A 25,745-nucleotide genomic window follows, 5' to 3' on the forward strand; every position below is an offset into this window, starting at 1 on the left:
TGTACGATTGGAACTCCCAGCATGATTCGCATCGGAGCCGCGACAACCTCAATGGAGGATGACGAGTGACCAGCTATATGGGATCCCGATCTTCCGGCGGCCGGTGATGACAGTGGCTGAATTCGAGACGTTGTCGACGGCGCCGGATCACGTATTTGCCAACGGTATGATGAAACGGGTCTTTCCGCAGGTCATCGGCCAGATCCTGGATTCGCTGAACCAGGACGATCGGGCCGGCGAGAGCCTGGCCAACCTGCGTGACAGCTTTGTTCTGGATAATCCCATTCCGAAACCCTCGTCCACCCAGGCGATGGTGCCCGAACATGCCTGGCGGGATGCCTTGCAGCTGGTCGGAAAGTCGTGGTTCGATTTGCCGAGTTATGTCGGCGAGTCATTGTTCTATTATCTGCTGCTGGACGCGTTCGGATACTTCGACTATTTGTCGAGCAATTATGAACGCGATCCATTTCTACCCAGGAAGACAAGTGATCTCTTCGCGATCATCGGAACGATGACCGTCGCGGCGACGCGTGTTCCGTCGTTGCGGCACGGCCTGCTGGCCTCGCTCTGGGGAAATCTGGGGGATGCGGCCCATGCGCAATTCCAGGAGCGGGGCGTGCCCGCCATCGATTCCGGTCGCCTGCTGGTGGACGATCTGAGCCGGGCCTGTGCGCGACTCGAGCATGCGGAATCGGTCGGCGTGATCGCCGATAATGCCGGACCGGAGCTGCTGGCCGACCTGATTCTGGCCGCTTGCATACTCCGGAACGGGCAGACATCGACGGTCACCGTGTATGTGAAACAGCGGCCGTACTTCATCTCGGATGCCACCGCCAATGATTTCGAGACCACGCTGTCGGCGTTGATCAGCGTCGACGAAGAGCTGTCGATTCTGCGCACATATGTGCGCGATGGCCGGTTGCGGGTCGCGACCCACTGGTTCTTCCAATCACCGCTGCACTATCGGCAGCTGCCGCCGGATCTGGCACATGACATCGGCAATCACGACATCACGATCGTCAAGGGCGATCTGAACTACCGCCGCCTGCTCGCGGATCGGGTCACGCCGGCCACGTATCCGCTCGAAGAACTCCTGCCCGATCTGCGCACCGACCTCTTGATTCTGCGGACCATGAAATCGGATATCTGTGCCGGCTTGCCGCCGAAAACGGTTGCGGAATTGGATGCCACGGCGCATGATTGGCGGTTCTCGGGCCGCTACGCGGTAGCTCACTACGTCCAATGAACAAGGTACTCGGTGGTGCGCAGAATATCCTCGATCATTGTCCTCGTTCTCTCTCTCACAACGATATTGGCGGGCGGTGCGCTGACCGTACTGTCCGTCATCGGGTCACTCTCGGTGAAGGATCAGCTGAGCGCCGTCCTCGGCATGCTCGCGGTTCTGGTGGTCGGCTACGTGTCGGACCGACTGCTCGTGCTGCTGGACATGCGGCGCGAACTGCGTGAGATCAGCGGACAACTCGCGCACCCCGCGGTACTACAGCGGTGGTCCGAGGTCTGGTCGTTCGATGCGTTCGTGCGCAATGCTTCCGAGGTCTACATCATCGGACTGACGAAGGCGGGCTCGCTGACCGAAGGCCCGGAACGGCTGGCGAATCTGGTCCGTGCCGGTTGCCGGGTTCGCATCGCGGTCCTCGACTTCCGGGATGACGAGCTGGCCGCGTCGACCGCGGCGGCGACCACGCACACCACCGAACGCGTGGTGGCCGATTTCAACGTATTCGTCTCGACGATGCGATCGGTCAGGGGACTGCTCTCCGTGCGGGAGAATCAACGCCTCGAGGTGCGGACCTATCGCTCTGTTCCGACGATGGCTGGGGTGTTCGTCAGACGTGGCAACGAACGGTCCGCGATCGTCTATTTCTACCCGTACAAGACCGATCCCGGCGACCGGCCCGCCATCGTGCTCGAGGAGGAAACCGGCAAGGAATGGCTGGACTTCTTCTTCGAACGTTCCGACCGATTGTGGAAGGACGTCCAGTCTCTCGACGACCCCTCGAAGTGATTTGGGTAAAGGCGGATCCGCACAGTACGATCCTCGCCGTGACACGGCGGGAGTTGCACTCCCCGACAGGTTCTCGGTCACGGCACGTCATGTGAAACACACCGGATGCACAGACATTCGACCTGCTTCGTCTTTCTGACAGCTGTACCGTGAACATGAAGGGGTGAGAGCCGTGAACCGAGTCCGGGCGCCACATATGAAGCTGGTGGCGGAGATTCCCGAAACGCTACTGCTCTGGGATATCGACAAAACGCTCTTGAGCACGGCCGGTGTGAGCAGGGAAGTGTATTCGCTTGCCTTCGAGACGTTGACCGGACGGTCCTCGCGGGTCGTCGCGGATACCGCGGGCCGCACCGAGTTCGAGATCATGAAGGACCTCTTCCACAAGAACTTCATCTGCGCAGATCACGTGGGGACACCAACGGAGATCGAGGAAGTGCTGGTGAAGACGTTGGCGCAGAAGCGGATAGACCTCTCCCGGCGCGGTGCCGCCTTGCCGGGCGCCCGGCGGGCGTTGTGCGCACTCGCGGATTTCCCCACGATTGTCCAGTCCGTGTTGACCGGGAATGTGCGACGAAATGCCACCACCAAGCTCGCGGCATTCGGACTGGACGCCTGGCTGGATCTGTCCGTCGGCGCGTACGGTTCCGAGGGCATGGCCCGGTGGGAGCTGGTCGAGGTGGCCCGACAACGGGTGGATAGCAAGTACGGCAAGACATTCGACGCGCGTTCGACCATTCTGGTCGGCGATACCCCGAAGGATGTGGAGGCCGCTCGGGTCGGCGGGGCCAAGATCATCGCGGTCGCCTCGGGCGCCAGCAGTGTCGAAACCCTGCTCCGCGCGGGGGCCGATTGCGCGATCGAAAGTCTGGACGACACCGAGGGTTTCATTCTGATGCTGCGCGATCTTCGCCACAGGTGATGGGATGAGGTTGCGGGGCAATCACTTTCGTATGCGGCGGGTTCTCCTATCGTAGTGTGCGATCGGCTGTCCGGGTTAGAATGAATCCGCTCACTCCGAAGCCGTATTGCCGAGCCGTCGTCCAGCAACTGTCGAAGAGGCTGCAAGGTAGGGAATTTCACCGGAGCGGGGGAACGACCTCGGTTGTAGGCGACCGATCGGTACGGCACCATCGTGCTGCGGCGCCGAATACTCAGTTCGGAGCGACATGCGTGACAGTGGGGATTTACGGCATCGCGTCGACGAGATTCGCTCGATCGCCTCGGAACACGGCTCCCCCGTGCGTATCGCCTGTGCGGGGACCCTGGTATCACTCGCTCCGGAATTGGTGAAAGCGTGTGCCGCGGATCCGCGGATTCCCTCGGTGCGTGTGTTGTGTCCGGACCCCGAAGCTTCCGCCTTCCTGCGGTGGATCGATGCGGTGGGCGGCGAGTCGTGGAACGCGTGGATCGCACGGCGCCGAATCCTCCGTACGGTGGCCGGTATTCGTGCCCAGGTTCCGGACTACGAGCATCGGATATCGGTCGGTTTGCATCGTCTCGAAATACTGGCGGACTTCGTCATGATAGGGACGGATGCGGCATTGGTATTGGCGCCGGACGCCGACCCGGCGGCCACCACCGTCGAATTCTCGAAATCGGCATTCTTGACGTTCGAGGAACATCGGCCCGTGCTCGGCGCCTTCGCCGGACTGTGGCGGGTCATCGAAACACATGGCGATACAGCCTGGTTGACATCGCCGGTCGAATCGGATCGGCTGCCGCGGTGGCCGAGTCTGTACAAGGGCAATGCGGTGCTGGAAGCAGGGCGCGATGGGCACGAGGACGCCGCAGCGGTGGCATCGGGGAGCAAGGTCTTCAGCAAATGGTGCGCCGGCGACGGTGAAAACGCGGCGGAGTTGGTGTGGGTCACCGCCGCCCCCGATATCCGTACGCGGACACATCATTTTCGTCCGGTCGGCGGGGCGAACGCACGCTATTCGGGTACGGCCGCGCTGGTATCGCATCTAGCACCGGTGTCTATGGAGGCAGCGGCCGGCGTCTCGCTGTTCGAACTGGCCTATACGCTGAACTATCTCGGGCAGAACGACGGCATGGCCCCGGCCGCTTCACGAATTCTCGGTGAGATCGTCGACGATTCCGTCAAGAGCCTGTCGGAATTTCGCGCCGTCGCGGATTCGGTATCCGCCGACCTGTCCCGGACCAGATATCCCTATGCCGATCAGGGCGATGTCGCGTTGCGCGGCTTGACGGGCGGCCCGGTATCGGGTTCGGATATCTCGAACGCGGTCGACGACTACCGGGAACTCGGGGTGCTGCTGGAATCGAGCTGCACGGTGTCGTTCCGGGACGCGCATCTGAAGAACCGCATCTGGGTGACGGACGAATCGGCGGCGGAACTCGGCCACCGGCTGGTCCGACTCGAAACCGGCGCGCTGCGTTCGGAAATCATGCGCTGTGTGGTCGATATCGATTTCGAATCCGCGGGCCGGTACGTCACACCGTGGGACGATGTGGCGCATATCTTGTTCTTCGAGATGAGTGGGCTGGGTCCGCTGGCTCCGGATGCCGACGGAATGCGGGCATATGAAACCTGGTGGGGTCCCGTCGAAGACGCGGAGGGATTGTTGCGGACGGTCCTCGCGCGCAGTGCCAGGGAGGCCTGCCGGCGCTGGTGGTACGCGCGCCATATGCCGCAGACCTACATTCGGAGGTATTCGTTGGAGAGCACCGACGCCTTCCTCGAACTCGCCCTGTGGGCGGCCGCGCGACTGAACGGATTCGATCGGCTCGCGAAGGTACTGGCCGTATTGCGGGAGACGGGTGGGCCGGTGTCCGATATGCCGCGGCGAAGTCATCCGCATATACCGGCCGTCTACCCCGCCGACCGCACAGTTATCGCGCGGTAACACCGCCCGCCCGGCCGAAATGTTCCGGCCGGGCGAGCGGCGTCGCGGATCGCAGGTCAGAAGTCGCGGTAGTCCTCGGGCGTGAGGACGGTGAATTCGGTTCCGGCGGGGCCCATTTCGGAGAGGCGCCCGAAGTAGATACCCCGCGCTTCCGGCTGGATGATGCCGAAGTGGATGGGGAAGGCGGTGCGCGGATTCACCGCCCGGAGGTAGTCGACGGCCTCGCTGATGCGCATCCAGGGCGCCGCGGCCGGGATGGCGAGCACGCCGACGGGTACCGGCGGCACCCACAGGGAGTCGCCGGGGTGGACCAGCTGGGCCGGATCGTCCGGGGTGCCGAGCTGGAAGACGGTGTTATCGATCACGGGGATTTCCGGGTGGATCACCGCATGTCTGCCGCCGCCACCGGTGATCTGGAGCTCGTCGAACCGGATCACATTTCCCGCGTGTACCGCCTCCCAGGGTTCACCGCGCTGGGCGGCGGTCTGCGGATCGGAGAAGAGCCGGGCGCCGGGGTTGGCGTCGATCAGGGCTTCGATCCGCATCGGATCGATATGGTCGGGGTGCTGGTGGGTCACCGCGATCGCGTCGAGGCCGGTGATGCCCTCGAAGCCGTGCGAGAAACTGCCCGGATCGAACAGCACCTTCTTGCCGTGCAGCTCGACGAGGATGCAGGAGTGGCCGAAATGGGCTATTCGCATGGGTTCATGCTATTGGCGCCATGCCGACTTTCACCCGACCCCGCACGGCACTCGGACAATGCCGGGAACTAGGCTGCCCAGGTAACCCCCGATACCACCTGAGGAGCAACGCGTGGCACGAGTCGTGGTCGAGGTGATGCCGAAGGCCGAGATCCTGGATCCGCAGGGTCAGGCCATTGTCGGCGCGCTCCCGCGTCTGGGATTCGCCGGAATTTCGGATGTGCGGCAAGGCAAGCGATTCGAACTCGACGTGGATGACAGCGTCAGCGACGCCGAGCTCGAGCAGATCGCCGAGGCGCTGCTGGCCAACACCGTCATCGAGGAGTGGAAGGTGGTCCGCGTCTCATGACCCGGATCGGAGTCATCACCTTCCCGGGCACGCTCGACGATGTCGACGCGGCCCGCGCGGTGCGCCGGGCCGGCGCCGAGGCGGTGAGCCTGTGGCATGCCGACGCCGATCTCAAGCAGGTCGACGCGGTCGTCGTGCCCGGTGGCTTCTCCTACGGTGACTACCTGCGCGCGGGCGCCATCGCCCGGTTCGCGCCGGTGATGGGCAAGGTCGTCGAGGGCGCCCGCCAGGGTCTGCCGGTACTCGGCATCTGCAATGGTTTCCAGGTGCTGTGCGAGGCGGGCCTGCTGCCCGGCGCGCTGACCCGCAACGAGGGTTTGCACTTCATCTGCCGTGACGAGTGGCTGAAGGTCGAGTCGGTCGATACCGCCTGGACCTCGCGCTACGAGCCCGGCGCCCAGATCCTGATTCCGTTGAAGTCCGGCGAGGGCCGCTACCAGGCCTCGACCGAGGTGCTCGACGAGCTCGAGGGTGAGGGCCGGGTGGTCTTCCGCTATGCGGGGGAGAACCCGAACGGCTCACAGCGCGGTATCGCGGGCATCGCCTCGGCCAACGGCCGGGTCGTCGGTCTGATGCCGCATCCCGAGCACGCCACCGAACCGCTGACCGGTCCGAGTGACGACGGTATGGGCTTGTTCCTCTCGGTCCTGGACACCCTGGTCTCGGCGTAGCAGGTAGGGCAGCCGCGACCTCGGCCGATCTCGATCGGCAGCGAGGCAGCTTCAAGCTTCTCCCCCCACGCAACCCCAACGGAGCGAGTCCTGCGAGCGACCGTTCGCGGCCCGTCTCGCGTCCGACTGGCCGAAGCGCATGTGCCGCAGGCACGAGTCTCGGCCGCTCGGACGCGAGACTTCCCGGGGCCGCGAACACGCAGCGCCGCAGGCGCTGCCAAATATCACAGCATGCGGTCGATGATGTCGAAATCGATGCCGTCGGCGCGGGCGATATAGCCGGGCTGGATCGCCTGGTTGCCGCGGAATCCTCGTTGCCCGCCCGGGGTTTCGAACCGCACGCCGTCCATCAGCGCGCGGTGGATACGCGGCACCTCCAGCGATCCCACGGTCTCGACCAGGCCGCGCAGGGTGTGCAGGCCGTCGTAGGTGGCGTTGCTGAAGCTGGTGAGCGCGGGCGCGAACCTGCCGTGCAGGCGCCGGTAGCGGGCCTTGCGATCGAGCCCGTCGGTGAGCCGCTCGTTCAGGAAGAAACTGGATGGTACATACAGGTTGTGGTTGGCCGCGGGCCCGCCGGCGAGCAGCACGTTCTCATCGGCGGCGGGGCTGATCCGGATCTGGGTGTCCGCGCGCCCGGTCGCGGCGAATTGGCGGTTGAACCGGGATACGTCGGCGCCGACCATCAGGATGATGACGCCGTCCGCCCGATCCAGCGCCGGGTCGGTGAGGAAGGGCGTGAAACTCCTACTGCCCAGCGGCACGAACTGTTCCAGCACAATGGCTTCCGGGTCGGCCAGGCTGCGGCGCACGGCCTTGGCGGTCTCCCGCGGCCAGATGTAGTCGTTGCCGATGACGGCCCAGCGGCGCACGCCGTGTTCGCGTTGCAACCAGTGCACGGCGGGCAGGGTGTGGCCCGCGGGATGTTCACCGAGCATCAGCACGCCGGGCAGTTCGTCGTCGAAGCCTTCGTGTCCGGTGGCGAACAGGTACGGCACCCGGCCGGCATTGGCCCTGGCCACCGCCCTGCGCACCGCGGAGGTATGCCAGCCGGTGATCGCGTGCACCATTCCGGTGGCGAGCAGCGCGGCGACCTCGCGGGCGACCTCCGCGGGCGGCCGTCCGCCATCGATATTCGTCGTGCGTATTTCGTGCCCGAGAATTCCTGTACCGCTGTTGATTTCGTGAACCGCCAGGGCGATCGCGGCATCGCAGGATGGCGCCACAATGCCCCCGGGGCCCTGCCGCGGGACGATGTTGAGGATCTCGAGGGTGCCGTCTGGGCTCTCGCCGAACGCGGGCATTCGGTACTCTTCTTCTCGTTCGAGCGAATTCATGGCGGGCGGGAAATTATGACGACCATTGTAAGCGGATATTCGACGCTGCATGGCGCGCTGCGAGCCGCGGAGCGCCGCTGGCTGCGTCACCTCGACGCCGCATTGTGCGCTAGGCAACTGTCGGCCGACCAGTGGACAATGTTATGCAATTTGTCCACCGAAGTTGGGGTGACCATGAGCGAATTGGCCACCCGATCGCAGTTGCCGCCGTCGTCGGCGACCAGGCATGCCGACTATCTCGCCGAGCGCGGCCTGATATTCCGGGTAGCCGCGGAGGAGGATCGGCGCCGGATCCTGATCGGGCTGAGCAATCTGGGCGCGGACCTCGTCGCGGCGGTCCGAGCCGAAGAAACCCGGGTGGAGCAGGCATTACAGGCGCGGATGGGGGTCCGCAAATATGCCGAGCTGATGCGGCTGCTCGATCTCGTCGCCGCGCCCGCGGAGTACGCGGAGTAGTTGTTCGCCAACGGCGGGTGCCGGGGTAATCACCGGAGATGATCCGTCCGGCGAATCGAGTTGGCGAATTGCCGTGTACGTCCGATTTTCGGCGGCTGGTCTACGTAATACAGCCCTCCGGTTCCATTTCCGAAAGGAATTGACTCGATGGGATCGTCGGTAGCGAAGATCTGCTACCGAGCGGTTGTTTCGAACTCCGGTGCGGTCGACATTGTGGTCGTTGATTACGCAATGTCCGGATTGCGCACTCGCGCCGAAGCGCCGGTGAACCGCAACCGGATCGGACAACTGCCCGGCGGCCGCGCGATGGGCCATCGCGGGATGGATCTCGTGGTGCTGCCGAGGCCTGCCGCCGCGTCTGCCTAGGATCGGCACCATGCCGGTTTCGACTACTGCCGCCACCGCCGCTGGGCTGTGCGCCTTCATCGATGCGTCACCGTCGCCGTTCCACGTGTGCCGCACGGTCGCACAGGAGTTGGACGCGCAGGGCTTCACCCCGCTGTCCGAATCCGAGCCGTGGCCGTCGGACGGACCGGGCAGGCACTATGTGGTCCGCGGCGGTTCGCTGGTGGCCTGGGCGAGCGCGGACGCCGCGGCCTCCGCGCCATTCCGGGTGGTCGGCGCGCATACCGACAGCCCGAATCTGCGGGTCAAACAGCACCCCGACCTCGCCGTCGCGGGCTGGCAGCTCGTCGGACTGGAACCCTATGGCGGCGCATGGCTGAACTCCTGGCTGGACCGGGAACTCGGCATCTCGGGCCGACTCAGTGTGCGCGACGGAAATATGGTGCGGGACAAGCTGGTTCGCATCGACGAGCCGATCCTGCGGGTGCCGCAGCTGGCCATCCACCTTTCCGAGGACCGTCGCGGCGTCACCCTGGACCCGCAGCGGCACGTGAACGGGGTGTGGGGTCTGGGCAGCGAACCGCGCTCCTTCCTGGAGTTCGTCGCCGAGCGGGCGGAGGTGGATCCGCGCGAGGTGCTCGGGTGGGAGTTGATGACCCACGATCTGACCCCGAGCCGGCTGGTCGGCCGGGATCTCGACCTGGTCAGCGCGCCGCGCCTGGACAATCAGGGCACCTGCTACGCCGGGCTGCGCGCCTTCCTCGCCGCCGTCGCCGAACCGGGCGCGGCGATTCCGGTGCTGGCCATGTTCGACCACGAGGAGGTCGGCAGCCAGTCCGACCGCGGCGCGCAATCCGATCTGCTGCCAACGGTTCTCGAACGTATCGTGCTCGCCCGCGGCGGCGGTCGAGCCGAATATCTCGCGGCGCTGTCCGGCTCCGTCTGCGCCTCCGGCGATATGGCCCATGCCACGCACCCCAACTATCCGGACCGGCACGAGCCCGCGCACCGCATCGAGGTCAACGGTGGCCCGGTACTGAAGGTCAACCAGAATCTCCGATACGCCACCGACGCGGCAGGCGCCGGGGCCTTCGCGCTGGCCTGCGCCCAGGCCGGAGTGTCGTTGCAGCGCTATGTGCACCGCGCCGATCTGCCGTGCGGCTCCACCATCGGACCGATGACCGCGGCCCGCACCGGCATGTCCACCGTGGATGTCGGCGCCGCCCAGCTGGCGATGCACTCGGCCCGCGAAATGATGGGCGCCGCGGACGTCCCCGCCTACGCCGCCGCCCTGGCCGCCTTCCTCACCCCGGCCGTATAGGCCCGGCCGGGTCGGTCGAACCACCCTTCGCGGGGCGACGTCCACCACGTCCGGCGTTTCAGGATCGATCGGTCTCTCACCCGAGGGTGCGGGCGCACCACCCCTGAGGTTCCTATTTTCCGGCGCGCGGAGAACGGATCGTCATAGCTGTCCACTATGACGATCTCCTCGCAAAGGAAGTACGAAGTGCAGCCGAGTTACGTTCACCACGTCAGGCGGCAAGTTTCCGAATACGGAGATACCAGGTCATATACCTACCTACGTGAAGTGGGACGCGAACTCGTCGAGGAGATCGTCACCTATCGCGAACTGGACCGCGACGCCAGGGCCATCGCCGCGTGGCTGGCGGACCGACCGGAATCAGCACAGCCCGTCCTGCTTCTCTACCTCGACGGCATGGCCTTCCTGCGGGCGTTTCTGGGGTGCCTGTACGCCGGTGTCGTCGCTGTCCCCGCGCCCGTGCCCCACGACGAGCGCAGCACCGAGCGGGTAGCGGGTGTGATCGCGGATTCCGGCGCCCGATTGGTGCTCACGACCGCCGATTTCCAACCGTTCGTCGCGGCGGCCACCGATGCCGTCGTCATCGCGACCGAAGGTCCGCTCGGCGATCCGGACGCGTGGCGGATGCCCGACATCGACTCGGGGACGATCGCGTTTCTGCAATACACATCGGGATCGACCGGCGCCCCGAAGGGCGTTGTCATCACGCACGGCAATCTCATGCACAACGAGGCCGCCATTTCGGCGGTCGGGGTGGACGATGCCATGACGGGCGTCAGCTGGATCCCGCAATTCCACGACATGGGACTGATCGGCTTGCTGCTCGGTGCGATCTACAACGGAGGGAACCTGGTGTTCATGGCGCCGACGGCCTTCCTCAAGCGCCCGGTGCGCTGGCTACAGGCCATCGACAAGTACCGGGCGACCATCACCGCGGCACCGAATTTCGCCTACGACCTGATCGCGCGGCGGGTGACCGACGAGCAACTGGCCGAACTCGATCTCAGCACCCTCGTGAGCGCCATGACCGGCGCCGAACCGGTACGCGAAGCCACCATCGAGATGGTGCTGGAGCGGTTCGCGCCCGCGGGTTTGCGGCCGACGGTATTCATGCCCGGCTACGGGCTGGCGGAGGCGACGCTGATGGCCAGTGTGGGCGCGATCGGCGCGAAACCCAGCTACCTCGACGCCGGACGCTCCGGCCGGCTGGTCGGCTGCGGACGCCCGGCCCGCGGTATGGATATCCGCATCGTCGACCCGCAGACCGGGCGGCCGATGCCGGAGCGCGCCGTCGGCGAGATCTGGATTCGGGGCGGGAGCGTCGCGGCCGGTTATTGGAATCGGCCGGAGGAGACGCGCGAAACCTTCGACGCGCATATCGGGACCGAGGGGCCGTTCCTGCGCACGGGTGATCTCGGTCTGCTGTCCGACGGCGAGGTGTTCGTCGCGGGCCGACGCAAGGATCTGATGATCGTCAACGGCCGCAACCTCTACCCCCAGGACATCGAGGAACTGGTGCGAGAGCTGCATCCGGCGCTCGGCGGTACAGGTGTCGCCGTATCCGTCGACGCGGGAGGCCGGGAGCGGCTGGTCGTGGTGCAGGGAGTCAAGACGGCGCTGCAAGGTGACACCACCTTCGCCGAACTTGCCTCCGCGATCAAGGTCGCGGTCGCCAGGGGATTCGATGTGCCCGCACCGAATGTCGTTCTGGTAGAGCCCCGTTCGGTGCATCGCACCACCAGCGGCAAGGTACAGCGCAGCTCGATGCGGGCGGCATTCCTCGACCATCGCATCGACGGTGTCCTGCACGAGGATCTCGAACCGGCGCTGAGCCGGTCACTCGCCATCTGACCGACCTGACCCGACCTGACCCGACCCGGCCCGACCGAGGAGTCCGACTATGTTCAACGCGCACACCACCTCCCCGAAGACGATCGAGGGATGGCTCGTGCAGCGCGTCGCCGACTACACCGAGCGCGCACCGCATCAAGTGGATCCGGCGACCCCGCTGTCCGAGCTCGGAATCGATTCCGTATCGGCGGTGAACCTGTGCGGTGAGATCGAGGACCGATGGTCGCTCGATATCGACCCGACCCTGGTCTTCGACTATCCGACTATCGCCCGCATCGCCACCTTCCTCGCCGACGAATTCGCCGCTGCGGCATGACCGACATAGCCATTGTCGGCCTCGACTGCCGATTCCCGCAGGCATCCGATCCCGCCGCACTGTGGCAGCTGCTGATCGACGGGCGAGAGGTGATTTCGGAGGTTCCGGCGAGCCGCTGGAATGCCGACGACTTCCATGACCCGGCCGGTGCGCCCGGCACGATCAATACCCGCAGCGGTGGATTCATCGACGACGCGGACGCGTTCGACCTCGAGTTCTTCGGTATCACGCCGCGTGAGGCGGAGGCGATGGATCCGCAGCAGCGATTGCTGTTGCAGGCCACATGGCGGGCCTTCGAGGATGCCACGCTCGACCCCCGGAGCCAGTCCGGTTCGCGGACCGGGGTTTTCGTCGGGGTGATGGCCAACGAGTGGGCGAATCTCCAGATGAGCGACTACGCCGCGATCACGCCGCAGCACGGTTCCGGCAACGGATACTTCATGACCGCCAACCGGCTGTCCTACCAGTTCGATCTGAAGGGCCCGAGCCTCGCGGTCGATACGGCCTGCTCTTCTTCGCTGGTCGCAATCCATCTCGCTTGTGCCGCACTGGCTTCCGGTGAATGCGACCAGGCGGTTGCCGGTGGGGTGAATCTCGTGCTGACCCCGGCGGTGGGTGTCTTCTACACCCAGGCCGGACTCTCCGCGCCGGATGCGCGCTGTAAACCGTTCAGCGGCAATGCCGATGGCATCGTGCGCGGCGAAGGTGTCGCCGTGCTCGTGCTCCGCCGACTGGCCGACGCACAGGCCGAGGGCCTGCCCATCTATGCGGTGATCAAGGGCAGCGCGGTCAATTCCGACGGGCGCAGCAACGGCATCACCGCGCCGAACCGATTCGCCCAGCAGCAGGTGATCGGAGAGGCGTACGAGCAGGCCGGGGTCCGCGCCGAGGAGCTCGACTTCATCGAGGCGCACGGCACCGGAACGGTGCTCGGCGACATGATCGAGGTCAAGGCGCTCGGCCACTTGCACGCGAAGAACCGGGTGCGACCCTGTGGAATCGGTTCCATCAAGGGCAATCTCGGCCACACCGAGGGTGCGGCGGGCGTCGCGGGCCTCATCAAGGTCGCGCTGAGCCTGCACCACGGTGTCGTTCCGCCGTCGCGGTTCGCCGATCAGGAGAATCCGCGCCTGCGGATGGAGCAGCACGGTCTGCGGCTGCTGGCCGAACCGATGCCGCTCGACGGACCCGCGCACGGTGGCGTCAGCAGCTTCGGCATCGGCGGTACCAACGCCCACATCGTGCTGGCCAGCGCGCCCGCCACCGAGACACCGCCGGCAATCGGGGGCGGTGTGCTCACCGTGTCATCGGATAACGAGGAAGGGCTGCGGCGCAACGCACTTCGGTTGGCGACTGCGCTGGAGTCGATGCCTCGCGATCAGTTCGCGCAGCTCTGCTGGACGAGCAACCGCGTCAAGTCGACGGGGCGCAGCCGATTGGCTCTCGTCGCGGCCGATCGCGACGATGCGATCGCACGCCTGCGGGAAGGCGCCGAATCCGGTGTCGCCGGACCGCTCGGCGTCGGCTGGATCTTTCCCGGCCAGGGTTCCCAATTCGCCGGGATGGCACGGGCTTTGGCCGCGCAGAGCCCGTTGTTCCGGCGAGCCCTCGATGCGGTCGATGACACCATGACGGCGCACCTCGGCCGCTCCGTGCGCGATCTGCTGCTCGATGCGCACACCGATGTCGACCCCACCGGGCTCGCCCAACCGGCGATCTTCGCGATGGAATACGCACTGGCCCGGTCACTCGCCGATGCGGGGGTCCGGCCCGCCTGGCTGATCGGGCACAGCATCGGCGAATTCGCGGCCGCCGCGGTGGCCGGAGTCCTCGACCTGGACGATGTGTGCCGGTTGGTTGTCGCGCGCGGCCGCCTGATGCAGGGTTTGCCCGCGGGCGGCGCGATGCTCGCGGTACGGGCCGCCACGGCACAGGTCGCCGACCTACTCGCCGATGAGCCGACCGTCGCGATCGCCGCCGTCAACGGTCCCGGGGATCTCGTGCTCTCGGGTGCGGGCGACGCGATCGCGCGTATTCGGGCCACCCTCGGCCCGCGCTCCCTCGGCACGCGGTCGCTCACCGTATCCCATGCGTTCCACAGCCCGCTGATGACGCCGATGCTGGCGGAGTTCGAGGCCATCGCCCGCGAATGCACCTACCGTGCACCCGGCCTGCCGATCTACTCCACACTACGCGGCCGGTTGCTCGACGCGGATGAGCCGATGGATGCGGCGTACTGGACCGAACATATCGGTGCCACTGTCCTTTTCGGCGACGCCCTGGCGGCCGCCCTCGGCACCGACCCGACGCACGTCGTCGAGGTCGGCCCCCGTCGGGCGCTCACCGCGATGGTCAGCCGTATGCGGCCCGAACTCGTCACCCGGTGTCTGGCACCGAGTCCCGGCCCCGATGCGACCGGCGGCGAACTCGCCGAGACTCTCGCCGCGCTCTACCGCGACGGGCTCGACCTCGACTGGGATCAACTCTATGAACCGCACCAGCGGATCCGCCGTCGCCTCCCGGTCTATGACTTCTCGACCGAACACCGGTTCTGGGTAGAACCGCCCACGCTCACCACGCCTTCCGCGCCCCACGAGGAAACCACCATGGATCAGTTGATCGCCCTCTTCCGGGAACAGAACGCCGTATTGGCGAATATGATGGCGGCGCCCACCGGGGTGGCCGCGCCGTCGCCGGTCGCCGTGTCGTCGCCGGTCGCTGCGCGGACCACCACGGCCCCGGACGCGGTCGCCGGTGTGGTCCGGGCGGAATTCGCCAGGGTGAGCGGATTCCCGACCGACCGGCTCCGGAACGCCCAAACCCTCGGCGAGGACCTCGGATTCGATTCGCTCATGCTGACCGATCTGTATGCCGGGCTCATCCGTAAGCTCCCGGGCTTGACCATCGACCCGACCCGGCTCACGGCGCAGACGACCATGGGCGACGTCATCGCCTATGCCACCGGCCATTTCAGTGGTACGCCCGGCGTCGGTACACCCGCCGCGCCCGGCATCGACACACCCATCGTGTCCAGCGCCGTCGCACCCGAATCCGAGCCCGCGACCATCGAACCGGAGTACCGGATCTCCGATTTCGCCGAAGTGCGAGCGATCGCCGATCGGCTCTCCGGCGCCGCGGCGCTCGGCCTTTCCAACCCGTACTTCCTCGTCAACGACGGTGTCACCCGGGACACGTCGGTGATCGACGGAACGCCGGTGGTCAACTTCTCCAGCTACAACTATCTGGGCCTGTCCGGCCATCCGGCGGTCGTCGCCGAGGTCCAGGACGCCGTGGCCCGCTACGGCAGTTCGTGCTCGGCCAGCCGCGTACTCTCCGGCGAGAAGCCGGTGCACCGCGAATTGGAGGCCGAACTCGCCGCGCTGCTCGGTACCGAAGACGCGATCGCGCTCGTCGGCGGCCACTCCACCAATGTCACGATCATCGGGCATATCGTCGGACCGCAGGATCTCGTGATCCACGACAGCCTGGCGCACGACAGCATCCTGCAGGGATGCAAGCTGTCGGGTGCGACTCGAAGGCCGTTCCCGCACAACGATCACGCAGCACTCGACGGGCTGCTCGACGAGATCCGGCACCGGTACCGCCGGGTCCTCATCCTCATCGAGGGCGTCTACAGCCAGGACGGTGATATCCCGGATCTGCCCGCGATCATCGAGATCAAGAAGAAGCACAAGGCGCTGTTGATGATCGACGAGGCGCACAGCATCGGCGTGCTCGGCGCGCACGGCGGCGGAATCGGAGAGTACTTCGACGTCGATCGACGCGATGTCGAATTGTGGTCCGGCACGATGTCGAAGGCGCTCGCCGGCTGCGGTGGTTATGTGGCGGGCAGCGCGGAGCTGATCCGTTTCCTGAAGTACACGACGCCCGGATTCGTCTACAGCGTCGGCATGACGCCGATGAATGCCGCCGCTTCGGTGGCCGCGATGCGAGAACTGCGGGAGGACCCGACGCCGCTCGAACGCCTGCGGCACAACTCGCGGCTATTCCTCCAGCTGGCCCGTGATGCCGGAATCGACACCGGTGACAGCCACGACACCCCCGTCATTCCGTGCATCGTCGGCGATTCGCTGAAGACGTTGAAACTGTCCAACGCCCTGCTGAGCCGAGGAATCAACGTCAACCCGATTCTGTACCCGGCGGTTCCGGAAGATCTTGCGCGGCTGAGGTTCTTCGTCACCGCCTGCCACACCGAGGATCAGATTCGCGACACCGTCAAGATCCTCGCCGAGGAACTCGCGATGCTCACCGATCAGTGACGATGGCGTCGTCTTTCCCGGCCTCGGCGATCGCGGGGTGGTATGTCGCGACCGCGGCGACGAGGACCGCGAACGTCGCGATGACGTAGCTGCTGCCGATGAGCTGCTGCCACCACGCCCAGTCCAATTCGAAATCGCGGGAGTGCGGCAGCAGCCACTGGGGCCCGATCAGGAACAGGACGGTGAGTGCGCCGACGGCGCCGAGATACCAGGGATTGCGGCGGCCGCGCACGATCGAGTCGGCGGCGACCACCAGGGCGGGTGCGACCCAGACCCAGTGGTGCGACCACGAAACCGGCGAGACCAGCAGCACCGCCGCGGCATTGACCAGCAACGCCGCCACGGTCGCGCCCGCCTCGATGAGGCGGTGCATCCAGATCGCGGCCAATGTCACCGCGACCAGCGACAGCGTGATCCAGATCAGCGTCGCGAGAGAGTCGGAGACGCCGAGGCGGAAGGCCATGCCCTTGATGGACTGGTTACCCGCGAAGTAGGGCGGGCCGATGCGCCCGGTATCGGCCAGTGTATGGAACCAGTATTCGACCGAATCGCGCGGGAACAGCAGGAAACCGAGGCCGACCGCGCCGATCGCGGAGACCACCAGGGTGCCCGCCGCCTTCCAGTCCTTGCGCAGCAGGAAATAGAGCAGATACCCGGCCGGGATCAGCTTCACCGAGACCGCGATGCCGATCAGCATGCCGCGCGGCCAGAACGGCTTGCGCACCAGACAATCCAGCGAAATGGCCGCCATCAGCACCAGATTGATCTGGCCGAAGCCGAAGGTCTGGCGCACCGGCTCGAGGAAATTGGCGAACCCGAGCGCGGCGATCACCAGGGTCAGGGTGGTGAGCCGGTCCAGCCCGGGGCGGATGCGAGCCAGCACCAGCCAGAGGGTGATGCCGAGGCTCACCACATTGGTCGCGACTACCAGCACCTCGGCCAGATGCAGCGGCATCAGCGCGAGCGGTGCGAAGAACAGCGCGGCCAGCGGGGGATAGGTGAAGGGCAGCCCGATGCCGAGAACCGGCGGCATCGGCCCGTAGAGCTCGCCGCCGTCCAGCCAGACCTGGGCGCCGTTGCGATAGACCAGCAGGTCGATATAGCCGTTCCACCAGTGCACCAGCAGCGCGACGAGCACCGATATCGCGAAGAGCCCGATGGCCGCGAGCAACCAGCGCACCCGGTGCTGTGGGATCGGAGTCCGTGTCGGCGAGTCGGATGTCGCGACGCCGGAGCTCACCTCATCCGTGGGAATCGGCTGCTCCGCCGAGTTCGCAACCCCCGCTCTTTCCGTCACGCGGACAGCGTATCCGGGGCGTGCGAGCGCCCCCGCGTCCGGGCCGGTACCGCAACCGAGTGATCGGTATTCGAATATCGCCTGTTGACAGGCGGATCGGAGCGGCGACGCGGCATGGTCGAGGTGAGAGAGCAACGGCTCAGCGACCGTGCCGGACACCGGTGTCCGGCCCATGGATGATCGCCTGCCGTCATGTCCGGCGCCGCTGGGGCACTCAGGTGCGTGGCGTACACATCCCCCATCTAGACTGACTGCGAGGCATCTCGCCGCAACCCAGTGACAACGCTCGTCGCTTCGCTGAGTTTGCCCACCCCCGCCGGCTCCGCCGGCTTGCCGACCCGTGTTCGCCCCACCCCGCCGGCTCCGCCGGCTTGCCGACCCCCAAAGGCCCGGCCGAAAGGAACCTGGTACTCCGTGACTCCGCAGGTCGACACCGTCAGCGCAGCCGCAGCAACCCCCGATGCCCCGCAACCGTACAAAGAGCTGGGCCTCAAGGACGACGAGTACGCCCGCATCAAGGAAATCCTCGGCCGCAGGCCGACGGATGCCGAGCTGGCCATGTACTCGGTGATGTGGAGTGAGCACTGCTCCTACAAGTCTTCGAAGGTGCACCTGCGCTACTTCGGCCAGACCACCACCGAGGAGATGCGGGCCTCCATGCTCGCGGGTATCGGTGAGAACGCGGGCGTCGTCGACGTCGGCGACGGCTGGGCGGTCACCTTCAAGGTGGAGAGCCACAACCATCCGTCCTACGTCGAGCCCTACCAGGGTGCGGCCACCGGTGTCGGCGGCATCGTGCGCGACATCATGGCCATGGGCGCGCGGCCCATCGCGGTGATGGACCAGCTGCGCTTCGGCGCGGCGGACGCGGCCGACACCCGGCGTGTGGTCGACGGTGTGGTGCGCGGCGTCGGCGGCTACGGCAATTCGCTCGGCCTGCCGAATATCGGCGGCGAAACCGTCTTCGATGCCTCCTACCAGGGCAATCCGCTGGTGAACGCGCTGTGCGCGGGTGTGATGCGGGTGGAGGATCTGCATCTGGCCTTCGCCTCCGGTACCGGCAACAAGATCATCCTGTTCGGCGCTCGCACCGGTCTGGACGGAATCGGCGGCGTCTCGGTACTCGCCTCGGACACCTTCTCCGGCGACGAGTCCGGCTCCGGTCGCAAGAAGCTGCCCAGCGTGCAGGTCGGCGACCCGTTCACCGAGAAGGTGCTCATCGAGTGCTGTCTCGAGCTGTACGCGGCGAAGCTGGTCGTCGGCATCCAGGACCTCGGCGGGGCCGGGCTGTCCTGTGCCACCTCCGAACTCGCGGCGGCCGGCGACGGCGGCATGCGTATCGACCTGACGAAGGTGCCGCTGCGCGCGGCCAATATGACCCCGGCCGAAATCCTCTCCAGCGAATCGCAGGAGCGGATGTGCGCGGTGGTCACGCCGGAGAACGTGGACGCGTTCATGGCGGTCTGCAAGAAGTGGGATGTGCTGGCCACGGTGATCGGCGAGGTCACCGATGGCGAACGCCTGGTGGTGACCTGGCACGGCGAGACCGTGGTGGATGTGCCGCCGCGCACCGTCGCGCATGAGGGCCCGGTCTACGAGCGCCCGGTGCAGCGCCCGGACGAGCAGGACGCGCTCATCGCCGACACCCCGGACAAGCTGTCGCGCCCGAAGACCGCGGACGAACTGCGCGCCACCCTGCTCCAGATGATCTCCAGCCCGCAGCTGTGCAGCCGCAAATGGATCACCGAGCAGTATGACCGCTACGTGCGCGGCAACACCGTGCTCGCCGAGCACGCCGACGCCGGTGTGATCCGCATCGATGAGGAGACCGGCCGCGGTATCGCGCTCGCGACCGACGCTTCGGGCCGCTACACCAAACTCGACCCGTACACCGGCGCGCAGCTGGCGCTGGCCGAGGCCTTCCGCAATGTCGCCACCACCGGCGCGACCCCGAAGGCCGTGACCAACTGCCTCAACTTCGGTTCCCCCGAGGATCCGGGTGTGATGTGGCAGTTCCAGCAGGCCGTGCGCGGCCTGGCGGATGGCTGTGTGGCCCTTGGTATTCCGGTCACCGGCGGTAACGTGAGCTTCTACAACCAGACCGGCCAGGACGCCATCCTGCCGACCCCGGTGGTCGGCGTACTCGGCGTCATCGACGATGTGCACCGGCGCATCCCGACGGGCCTCGGTCTGGAGCCGGGCGAGACGCTGATCCTGCTCGGCGACACCCGGGACGAATTCGGCGGGTCCATCTGGGCGCAGGTCGCCCACGATCACCTCGGCGGAATGCCGCCCGTGGTCGACTTCGCCCGCGAGCAGCTGCTCGCCGAGGTGCTGACCGCGGGTTCGCGCGACGGCATGATCAGCGCCGCCCACGACCTGTCCGAGGGCGGTCTGGCGCAGACCGTGGTGGAGGCCGCGCTGGCGGGCGAAACCGGTTGCCGCATCCTGCTTCCGGAGGGCGCCGACCCGTTCGTCGCGCTGTTCTCCGAGTCGGCGGGCCGCGTGCTCGTCGCGGTGCCGCGCACAGAGGAGACCCGGTTCACCAAGATGTGCGATGCCCGCGGGCTGCCGTGGGTGCGCATCGGCGTGGTCGACCAGGGCTCGGATTCGGTCGAGGTGCAGGGTCAGTTCTCGGTCCCGTTGGACGAGCTGCGTACCGCCTACGAGGGCACGCTGCCGAAGTTGTTCGGGGCCGGTACGGTTTGAGTCCGTCCGGGGCTCGGGAAGTCCTGGACCGCATACGCGGCGGCGCCGGCGACATCGTCGGCGCCGTGGAGCGTTTCTTCCATCCGAACTATGTCGGCCTGATCGTCGCGACGGTCTTCTTCTCCCGGTCGCTGACTCCCTCACTGCTGCCGCGTGATTGGCTGTTCGAAGGGTTGCTCGGCGGTATCAACGCGGCCATCGGATACGGCGTCGGCTGTCTGCTGGAGTGGATGTACCGCCGCTGGCTACGGCCCTACCTGGAGCGTAAGGTCACTGCCCGCCAGGGTCACCGAGGCGCTGGCGAAACGGCCGAGCTGGCTGCCCGCCGCGCTCGAGACCGCGATCGTCGCCATCCTGGCGATCCTGCTCTTCAATGGCGTACTCGCCAAAGCCTTTTTCACCGCGGCGAATTCGGCCTTCAGCGTGCGCAACAGCAATACCTCGCCGAATGCCGTGCAGCCGCAATCGCCCGACCGTTCGGGTAGCCCGGAATCGTTGGCGCCCTGGGACACCCTGGGGTCGGAGGGTCGCTGGTTCGTCTCCTACGGGCCGGATGCCGCCGCGATCAGCGAGACCCGCGCGCGAACCGATTCGGGTGTACAGCGGGCTGGAGTCCGCAGACGGCCCGGACGCGCAGGCCGAGCTGGCCGTCGCCGAACTGGAGCGCACCCATGCGTTCGAGCGCAAGGTGCTCGTCGTCGTCACCACCACCGGCACCGGGTGGGTCGACTCCTCCAGCGCCGAGTCGATCGAGCTGATGTATGGCGGTGACAGCGCGATCGTCGCCACCCAGTACTCATATCTGCCGAGCGTGCTCTCGTTCCTGTCCGACAGGGAGAAGGCGACACAGGCCGGTCGGCTGCTGTTCGACAAGGTTTACGAGCACTGGTCGGTGCGTCCGAAGGAGAACCGGCCCAAACTGCTCGTCTACGGCGAGAGCCTCGGGTCGCAGGGCTCCGAGGGCGCCTTCTCCGGGCTCGCCGACATCCGGGCCAGGACCGACGGGGTGCTGTGGGTCGGCCCGCCCAACTCGAACCGGATCTGGGGCGAATTCGTCACCCGCCGCGATCCCGGCTCACCCGAGATCCTGCCCACCTACGCCGACGGTCTGGCGGTGCGCTTCGCCGACGACCGAGGCGATCTGTGGAAACCCGGAGACACCTGGCTCAACACGCGTGTGGTCTACCTCCAGCACGCCTCGGATCCGGTGGTCTGGTGGTCGCCGGATCTGCTGTTCAGCGAACCGGACTGGCTGTGCGAACCGCGCGGACCCGATGTCTCCTCGCGCATGGCCTGGTACCCGATCGTCACGTTCTGGCAGGTCGCCGCCGACCTCCCGTTCGCACAGAAGGTCAGCGACGGGCACGGGCACAATTACGGCTCGCTGGTGCTCGATGCCTGGGTCGCGATCGCCGAACCGCCGGACTGGTCCGCCGAACTGGCCGAGAAGGCCCGCGCGTACATCACCGAGTCCTTGGCGCGCGAACGCCTGCTCGAGTAGCGAACGCCCACCCGGGTGGGCGTTGCCGATGGGCGCGTCCGGGTGGGTTCGGACCCCTCGTATGCCGAACCCGCCCGGACACGCGGTCAGATGGTCTTGAACGGATCGTGTTCGGCCATCAGTTTTTCCATGCGGGCCTGATCAATGCGGCCGTGGATGGAGGCGGCCTCGTGCCGGTCGCGGACCACCTTCGCCAGAGTGAAGGTACTGGTCACCAGGAATAGCAGGGCCATCGCGAGAAATCCGCGCTGCCACACGTCCAGTGGGAGATAGAAGACTCCGACGCCCGCCCCGAAAAAGCTGACGCCGAACGCGATCGCGGCCTGCGCGACATAGGCCGAGGTGGATCTCGGCTGTGCGTTGGGTGTGCTCATGGATATCGAGTCTGCTGATTCGGTGGCGCTATCGACCGCGTGAAACTACTCGAGGGATCTGGGTAGTTGTCATGCACGGGTAGGTGCCGTCGCGGCCGGTGCGGTCGGCGTAACCGCGGGCCGATCGGCCCGCTGACCGGCCGTGCGCGGTGTGATCTGCCTCGAGGTCACCGCGTGGCAGTCGATGCATCGCGCCCGATGTCTGTAGCCGCGCGCCATACTGTTCGAGTGCTCGAGACCGCCAACACGCTCACGAAGCTGCGTGCACGCAGCATCGTGGCGGTGCGGCGCGTCGAGGATGTCATCGACCTGAACTACGTCGGGTTGGTCCTCGCGACCATATTCTTCGCGCTCTCGGTGACGCCGTCGCTGGTGCCGCGGGACTGGTTGTTCCAGGGGCTGATCAGCGGTGTCAATGCCGCGCTCGGCTACGGTCTCGGCTGCCTGCTGGAATGGGCATTCCGGAGGTGGATCCGGCCGAGGATCAAGCTCGGCGCGCCGCCCATCTGGGTGCGCTACGCCGTGAAATCCGCGATCCTGTTGACCTCCGCGCTGAGTGCCGCCCTGATGTTGGTGCAGTCGGCGCGATGGCAGCGCGAGATCACCGCGCTCATGGGGATGGAGGGCACCGATACGGCCGCCTATCTGCGGACGGGGCTGCTCAGTGTGTCGGTCGGCGCCGCGGTGGTCGCGGTCTACCGCACGGTCCGCGAGATCGTGCTGTTCCTGGCTCGTCAGCTCAATCGCTGGGTGCGGGTGCCGCGGGAACTCGCGCCGATGGCGGGCATCCTGGTACTCGTGGTGCTCACCGTGACGCTGTTCAACGGCGTCGCCTCGCGCGCCTTCTTCGCGGTCGCCAACTCGGCGTTCAGCGCACGCAACGATCACACCTCGCCGAATGCCGTGCAGCCGCAGCAGCCGGAACGTTCGGGCAGCCCGGAGTCGCTGGCGAAATGGGAATCGCTCGGCTTCGAGGGCCGCTGGTTCGTATCGCACGGACCGAGCGCCTCCCGTATCGCGGCGGTCACCGGTAAACCCGCCCGCGAGCCGATTCGGGCCTATGTGGGCCTCGAGTCGGCGACCGACGGCGTCACCTCGGCCGATTTGGCGGTGGCCGAATTGGAGCGCACCCGCGCCTTCGACCGGAAGGTTCTCGTGGTGGTGACCACGACGGGTACCGGCTGGGTGAATTCGATGGCGGCCGGAGCGATCGAGTACATGTTCGGCGGCGACACCGCGATCGTGGCCTCGCAGTATTCCTATCTGCCCAGTGTGCTGTCGTTCCTCGGTGACCGCGGCAAGGTGGCGACCGCGGGGCAGGAGCTGTTCGACGCGGTGTACCAGCGCGTATCGGCGCGGCCGGAGGAGGAGCGGCCGAAACTGTTCGTCTACGGCGAGAGCCTGGGCTCGCAGGGCTCGGAGGCGGCCTTCGACGGGCTTACCGACCTGCGCGCGAAGGTGGACGGCGCGCTGTGGGTCGGCCCGCCGAATTCGAATCGGCTGTGGGAGCAATTCGTTTCACGACGCGATCCGGGATCCCCCGAGATCGAGCCCGTATACGCGGACGGTCTGGTGGTCCGTTTCGCCGCCGACGGCGCCGATTTCGCGGGGCCGGGCCCCGAGTGGTGGGCGCCGCGCATCGCCTACCTGCAGCACGCCTCCGATCCGATCGTCTGGTGGTCGCCCGATCTGATCTTCTCGCAACCGGATTGGCTGTCCGAACCGCGCGGCTCGGACGTCTCCTCGCAGATGCGCTGGTGGCCGTTCGTCACCTTCTGGCAGGTGGCCGCCGATCTCACCAACGCCCAGGGCGTTTCCGATGGACACGGGCATCGCTACGGCAGCCTGGTCCTCGACGGCTGGGCCGCCGTCACACAGCCACCCGGATGGAATCCCGAACTGGCCGAGCGCATTCGGTTCCAACTGGAGGTCGCCGAGGATTTCGAACGGGCCACCAAGTGAGCCGCATGCCGACGGGGTCATCGCGCCGAATTCCGGTGTCGTGATGCGTGAACTGCCGAAAGTCGGTGCTGCCGTCGTCATTCCCTTGATCTGGAGCAATTGGCCGCTGCCCTGCGCGGCCGGACCGCCGCCAATGCCGCTTGCGCGACCGAATGGCGCGGTGGTGTGGTGATGCGTGAACTACCGAAAGTCGGTGCTGCCGTTGCCATTCCCTTGATCTGGAGCAATTGGCTGCTGCCTCGCTCCGGGCGGGGTCTGCGCGGGCGGACCGTCGCCAATGCCGTGTTCGCGACCGGGTACGCGGTGGCGTTGCGCGGGAGGCCGAACTGGTGGTCCTCTCGTGGTCTGACTTGCGGACTCGCCTCGGGTGCGGTCGTACTCTCCGGTTACGGCGCCGCCCTGGCGATTCCGGCGGTGCGGGCGAGGCTGAGTGGATTCGCCGATCGCGGTCCGGGGGTCGCGACGGCCGAATGGGTTGCGGTACATATCCCTGTCGGCACCGTCTACAGCGAGGAACTGATTTTCCGCGCCACCTTGGATCCCTTGCTGGACAACGCTTTCGGCCCTCGGCTCGGATCCGCACTCGGCGCCGCGATCTTCGGCCTGTGGCATATCCGGCCCGCCCGCGCCGCGGGCGACGATATCGCCACAACCGTCATCGCCACCGGCTTCGGCGGCCTGGTCCTCGGCAGGCTCGGCCGCCGCGCCACAAGCGCCACCGCCCCCGCACTGTTCCACTTCGCCCTCAACGCGGGCGGCGCCCTCGCCCCCCGCCTAGCCCGCTCCCTCCCCCGTCCACCCCACTCCGCATGAGCGACCCACAGAGGGTCCCTACCGCTCACAGACCCTGCAACCCCTGTGAGGCGTATCGAATGTCTGTGAGGCACCGCCGTGCACCCGAGTGGGTAGTGTCGGGGGAGTGGGGCGACGTGGGAGTGTGGATCCGGCCGAGGTGCGCGTGGCCGTGGCGGCGGTGAGTGGCTGGCTGCTCGACGACAGTTCGGGCCCGCCCGGACGGACCGAACTGGCCGCGGCGGTCCGCGCGACGGCGCGCACGGTGGCGGCAGCCGCGCCCGGACATTCGGTGGAGGTGCGGGTGCCGCCGTTCGTCGCGGTGCAATGTATCGAGGGGCCGCGGCACACCAGGGGTACACCGCCCAATGTGGTGGAGACCGACCCGCGTACCTGGCTGTTGCTGGCCACCGGGCTGCTGGACTTCGACGCGGCTGTGCACTCCGGCGCGGTATCGGCATCGGGCAGCCGGGCGGGCGAGGTCGCGCACTGGCTGCCGGTGGCACGTCCGACGACCGACTGAACCCAGTCGCGCGGGTGGTCCGGGCGGGGCCGCCGACCACCGTCGCCGATCACTCATGTCCGGCCGG

At 66.8% G+C, this 25,745-nt stretch carries 21 protein-coding genes and 2 pseudogenes; 19 read left to right on the forward strand and 4 right to left on the reverse strand.

What is annotated here, in order from left to right; genetic code table 11:
* The first annotated feature begins 112 nt into the window (after positions 1 to 112).
* The 4 genes from AB0H61_RS35815 to AB0H61_RS35830 all read left to right on the forward strand — a co-directional run bounded on the left by AB0H61_RS35815 (position 113) and on the right by AB0H61_RS35830 (position 4,896).
* Positions 113 to 1,246: an ARMT1-like domain-containing protein gene (locus AB0H61_RS35815; protein ID WP_357312499.1), complete on the forward strand. Its 1,134-nt coding sequence runs from the start codon at positions 113 to 115 to the stop codon at positions 1,244 to 1,246.
* A 15-nt stretch (positions 1,247 to 1,261) separates the two neighbouring features.
* A complete protein-coding gene (locus tag AB0H61_RS35820; RefSeq protein ID WP_357312502.1) occupies positions 1,262 to 2,026 on the forward strand; it encodes a hypothetical protein in 765 nt (254 codons plus the stop codon).
* A gap of 172 nt (positions 2,027 to 2,198) precedes the next feature.
* Complete coding sequence (locus AB0H61_RS35825; protein WP_357312504.1) at positions 2,199 to 2,948, forward strand: HAD hydrolase-like protein; 750 nt, start codon at positions 2,199 to 2,201, stop codon at positions 2,946 to 2,948.
* A gap of 247 nt (positions 2,949 to 3,195) precedes the next feature.
* Positions 3,196 to 4,896: a hypothetical protein gene (locus AB0H61_RS35830; RefSeq protein WP_357312507.1), complete on the forward strand. Its 1,701-nt coding sequence runs from the start codon at positions 3,196 to 3,198 to the stop codon at positions 4,894 to 4,896.
* A gap of 56 nt (positions 4,897 to 4,952) precedes the next feature.
* Here the strand turns inward: AB0H61_RS35830 and AB0H61_RS35835 are convergent, their stop codons facing one another.
* Positions 4,953 to 5,597 (reverse strand): MBL fold metallo-hydrolase, encoded by a 645-nt coding sequence (locus AB0H61_RS35835; protein ID WP_357312510.1) that lies wholly within the window; start codon positions 5,595 to 5,597, stop codon positions 4,953 to 4,955.
* Between the two features lie 112 nt (positions 5,598 to 5,709).
* Between AB0H61_RS35835 and purS the strand changes: the two genes are divergently transcribed.
* Both purS and purQ read left to right on the forward strand, forming a co-directional pair.
* Positions 5,710 to 5,946, forward strand: coding sequence for a phosphoribosylformylglycinamidine synthase subunit PurS (purS, locus tag AB0H61_RS35840; protein ID WP_357312513.1), 237 nt, complete (start codon positions 5,710 to 5,712; stop codon positions 5,944 to 5,946).
* Positions 5,943 to 6,617 (forward strand): phosphoribosylformylglycinamidine synthase subunit PurQ, encoded by a 675-nt coding sequence (gene purQ, locus AB0H61_RS35845; protein ID WP_357312515.1) that lies wholly within the window; start codon positions 5,943 to 5,945, stop codon positions 6,615 to 6,617. The genes purS and purQ overlap by 4 nt, the downstream gene beginning before the upstream one ends.
* A gap of 224 nt (positions 6,618 to 6,841) precedes the next feature.
* Here the strand turns inward: purQ and AB0H61_RS35850 are convergent, their stop codons facing one another.
* Entirely contained in the window at positions 6,842 to 7,918 is a 1,077-nt protein-coding gene (locus AB0H61_RS35850) for a substrate-binding domain-containing protein (RefSeq protein ID WP_357312518.1), read from the reverse strand.
* 48 nt (positions 7,919 to 7,966) lie between these two features.
* Here AB0H61_RS35850 and AB0H61_RS35855 point away from each other — a divergent pair, with 48 nt between their 5' ends.
* The 6 genes from AB0H61_RS35855 (at position 7,967) to AB0H61_RS35880 (ending at position 16,520) form a co-directional block, all read left to right on the forward strand.
* Entirely contained in the window at positions 7,967 to 8,407 is a 441-nt protein-coding gene (locus AB0H61_RS35855; RefSeq protein ID WP_357312521.1) for a MarR family transcriptional regulator, read from the forward strand.
* Between the two features lie 147 nt (positions 8,408 to 8,554).
* Positions 8,555 to 8,773 (forward strand): hypothetical protein, encoded by a 219-nt coding sequence (locus AB0H61_RS35860; RefSeq protein WP_357312523.1) that lies wholly within the window; start codon positions 8,555 to 8,557, stop codon positions 8,771 to 8,773.
* Positions 8,774 to 8,783: 10 nt separating this feature from the next.
* Positions 8,784 to 10,073, forward strand: coding sequence for a M18 family aminopeptidase (locus AB0H61_RS35865; RefSeq protein WP_357312525.1), 1,290 nt, complete (start codon positions 8,784 to 8,786; stop codon positions 10,071 to 10,073).
* A gap of 156 nt (positions 10,074 to 10,229) precedes the next feature.
* On the forward strand, positions 10,230 to 11,924 hold the full coding sequence (locus AB0H61_RS35870; protein WP_357312528.1) for a fatty acyl-AMP ligase: 1,695 nt from the start codon (positions 10,230 to 10,232) through the stop codon (positions 11,922 to 11,924).
* 49 nt (positions 11,925 to 11,973) lie between these two features.
* The gene (locus tag AB0H61_RS35875) at positions 11,974 to 12,240 is read left to right on the forward strand and encodes an acyl carrier protein (RefSeq protein ID WP_357312530.1); all 267 of its coding nucleotides are present in this window, start codon (positions 11,974 to 11,976) and stop codon (positions 12,238 to 12,240) included.
* On the forward strand, positions 12,237 to 16,520 hold the full coding sequence (locus AB0H61_RS35880; RefSeq protein WP_357312533.1) for an aminotransferase class I/II-fold pyridoxal phosphate-dependent enzyme: 4,284 nt from the start codon (positions 12,237 to 12,239) through the stop codon (positions 16,518 to 16,520). Before AB0H61_RS35875 ends, AB0H61_RS35880 begins: the two co-directional genes overlap by 4 nt.
* Here AB0H61_RS35880 and AB0H61_RS35885 read toward each other — a convergent pair.
* Positions 16,507 to 17,817, reverse strand: coding sequence for a glycosyltransferase 87 family protein (locus AB0H61_RS35885; RefSeq protein WP_357312536.1), 1,311 nt, complete (start codon positions 17,815 to 17,817; stop codon positions 16,507 to 16,509). The two genes, AB0H61_RS35880 and AB0H61_RS35885, sit on opposite strands and share 14 nt — an antisense overlap.
* 414 nt (positions 17,818 to 18,231) lie before the next feature.
* Between AB0H61_RS35885 and purL the strand changes: the two genes are divergently transcribed.
* From purL to AB0H61_RS35905, 4 genes and pseudogenes are all read left to right on the forward strand, one after another.
* Positions 18,232 to 20,526 (forward strand): phosphoribosylformylglycinamidine synthase subunit PurL, encoded by a 2,295-nt coding sequence (gene purL, locus AB0H61_RS35890; protein ID WP_357312539.1) that lies wholly within the window; start codon positions 18,232 to 18,234, stop codon positions 20,524 to 20,526.
* Positions 20,527 to 20,591: 65 nt separating this feature from the next.
* Positions 20,592 to 20,700: pseudogene (locus tag AB0H61_RS35895) on the forward strand (hypothetical protein); the annotation flags it as partial.
* Positions 20,680 to 21,018: pseudogene (locus AB0H61_RS35900) on the forward strand (alpha/beta-hydrolase N-terminal domain-containing protein); the annotation flags it as partial. The pseudogenes AB0H61_RS35895 and AB0H61_RS35900, both read left to right, overlap by 21 nt.
* Before the next feature lie 103 nt (positions 21,019 to 21,121).
* Entirely contained in the window at positions 21,122 to 22,027 is a 906-nt protein-coding gene (locus AB0H61_RS35905) for an alpha/beta-hydrolase family protein (RefSeq protein WP_357312541.1), read from the forward strand.
* 86 nt (positions 22,028 to 22,113) lie between these two features.
* On the opposite strand, the gene AB0H61_RS35910 is transcribed toward AB0H61_RS35905, so the two are convergent.
* Positions 22,114 to 22,401, reverse strand: a complete 288-nt coding sequence (locus AB0H61_RS35910; protein ID WP_357312544.1) for a YiaA/YiaB family inner membrane protein — start codon at positions 22,399 to 22,401, stop codon at positions 22,114 to 22,116.
* Positions 22,402 to 22,599: 198 nt separating this feature from the next.
* On the opposite strand from AB0H61_RS35910, the gene AB0H61_RS35915 reads away from it, so the two are divergent.
* From AB0H61_RS35915 to AB0H61_RS35925, 3 genes are all read left to right on the forward strand, one after another.
* Entirely contained in the window at positions 22,600 to 24,363 is a 1,764-nt protein-coding gene (locus tag AB0H61_RS35915) for an alpha/beta hydrolase (protein ID WP_357312599.1), read from the forward strand.
* A 99-nt stretch (positions 24,364 to 24,462) separates the two neighbouring features.
* Positions 24,463 to 25,176 carry a CPBP family intramembrane glutamic endopeptidase gene (locus AB0H61_RS35920; protein ID WP_357312545.1) on the forward strand — a complete coding sequence of 238 codons (714 nt, stop codon included), beginning with the start codon at positions 24,463 to 24,465 and terminating at the stop codon, positions 25,174 to 25,176.
* 106 nt (positions 25,177 to 25,282) lie between these two features.
* Positions 25,283 to 25,678: a sterol carrier family protein gene (locus AB0H61_RS35925; protein WP_357312548.1), complete on the forward strand. Its 396-nt coding sequence runs from the start codon at positions 25,283 to 25,285 to the stop codon at positions 25,676 to 25,678.
* The last annotated feature ends 67 nt before the right edge of the window (positions 25,679 to 25,745 follow it).

The organism is Nocardia sp. NPDC050710 (genome assembly GCF_040654375.1).
Taxonomy (GTDB): Bacteria; Actinomycetota; Actinomycetes; order Mycobacteriales; family Mycobacteriaceae; genus Nocardia.

Coding starts and splice junctions, on each gene's coding strand:
- AB0H61_RS35830 (WP_357312507.1), top strand. CDS start 3,196: ATGCGTGACAGTGGGGATTTACGGCATCGCGTCGACGAGATTCGCTCG.
- AB0H61_RS35835 (WP_357312510.1), bottom strand. CDS start 5,597: ATGCGAATAGCCCATTTCGGCCACTCCTGCATCCTCGTCGAGCTGCAC.
- purQ (WP_357312515.1), top strand. CDS start 5,943: ATGACCCGGATCGGAGTCATCACCTTCCCGGGCACGCTCGACGATGTC.
- AB0H61_RS35850 (WP_357312518.1), bottom strand. CDS start 7,918: ATGCCCGCGTTCGGCGAGAGCCCAGACGGCACCCTCGAGATCCTCAAC.
- AB0H61_RS35855 (WP_357312521.1), top strand. CDS start 7,967: ATGACGACCATTGTAAGCGGATATTCGACGCTGCATGGCGCGCTGCGA.
- AB0H61_RS35860 (WP_357312523.1), top strand. CDS start 8,555: ATGGGATCGTCGGTAGCGAAGATCTGCTACCGAGCGGTTGTTTCGAAC.
- AB0H61_RS35865 (WP_357312525.1), top strand. CDS start 8,784: ATGCCGGTTTCGACTACTGCCGCCACCGCCGCTGGGCTGTGCGCCTTC.
- AB0H61_RS35870 (WP_357312528.1), top strand. CDS start 10,230: ATGACGATCTCCTCGCAAAGGAAGTACGAAGTGCAGCCGAGTTACGTT.
- AB0H61_RS35875 (WP_357312530.1), top strand. CDS start 11,974: ATGTTCAACGCGCACACCACCTCCCCGAAGACGATCGAGGGATGGCTC.
- AB0H61_RS35880 (WP_357312533.1), top strand. CDS start 12,237: ATGACCGACATAGCCATTGTCGGCCTCGACTGCCGATTCCCGCAGGCA.
- AB0H61_RS35910 (WP_357312544.1), bottom strand. CDS start 22,401: ATGAGCACACCCAACGCACAGCCGAGATCCACCTCGGCCTATGTCGCG.
- AB0H61_RS35915 (WP_357312599.1), top strand. CDS start 22,600: ATGTCTGTAGCCGCGCGCCATACTGTTCGAGTGCTCGAGACCGCCAAC.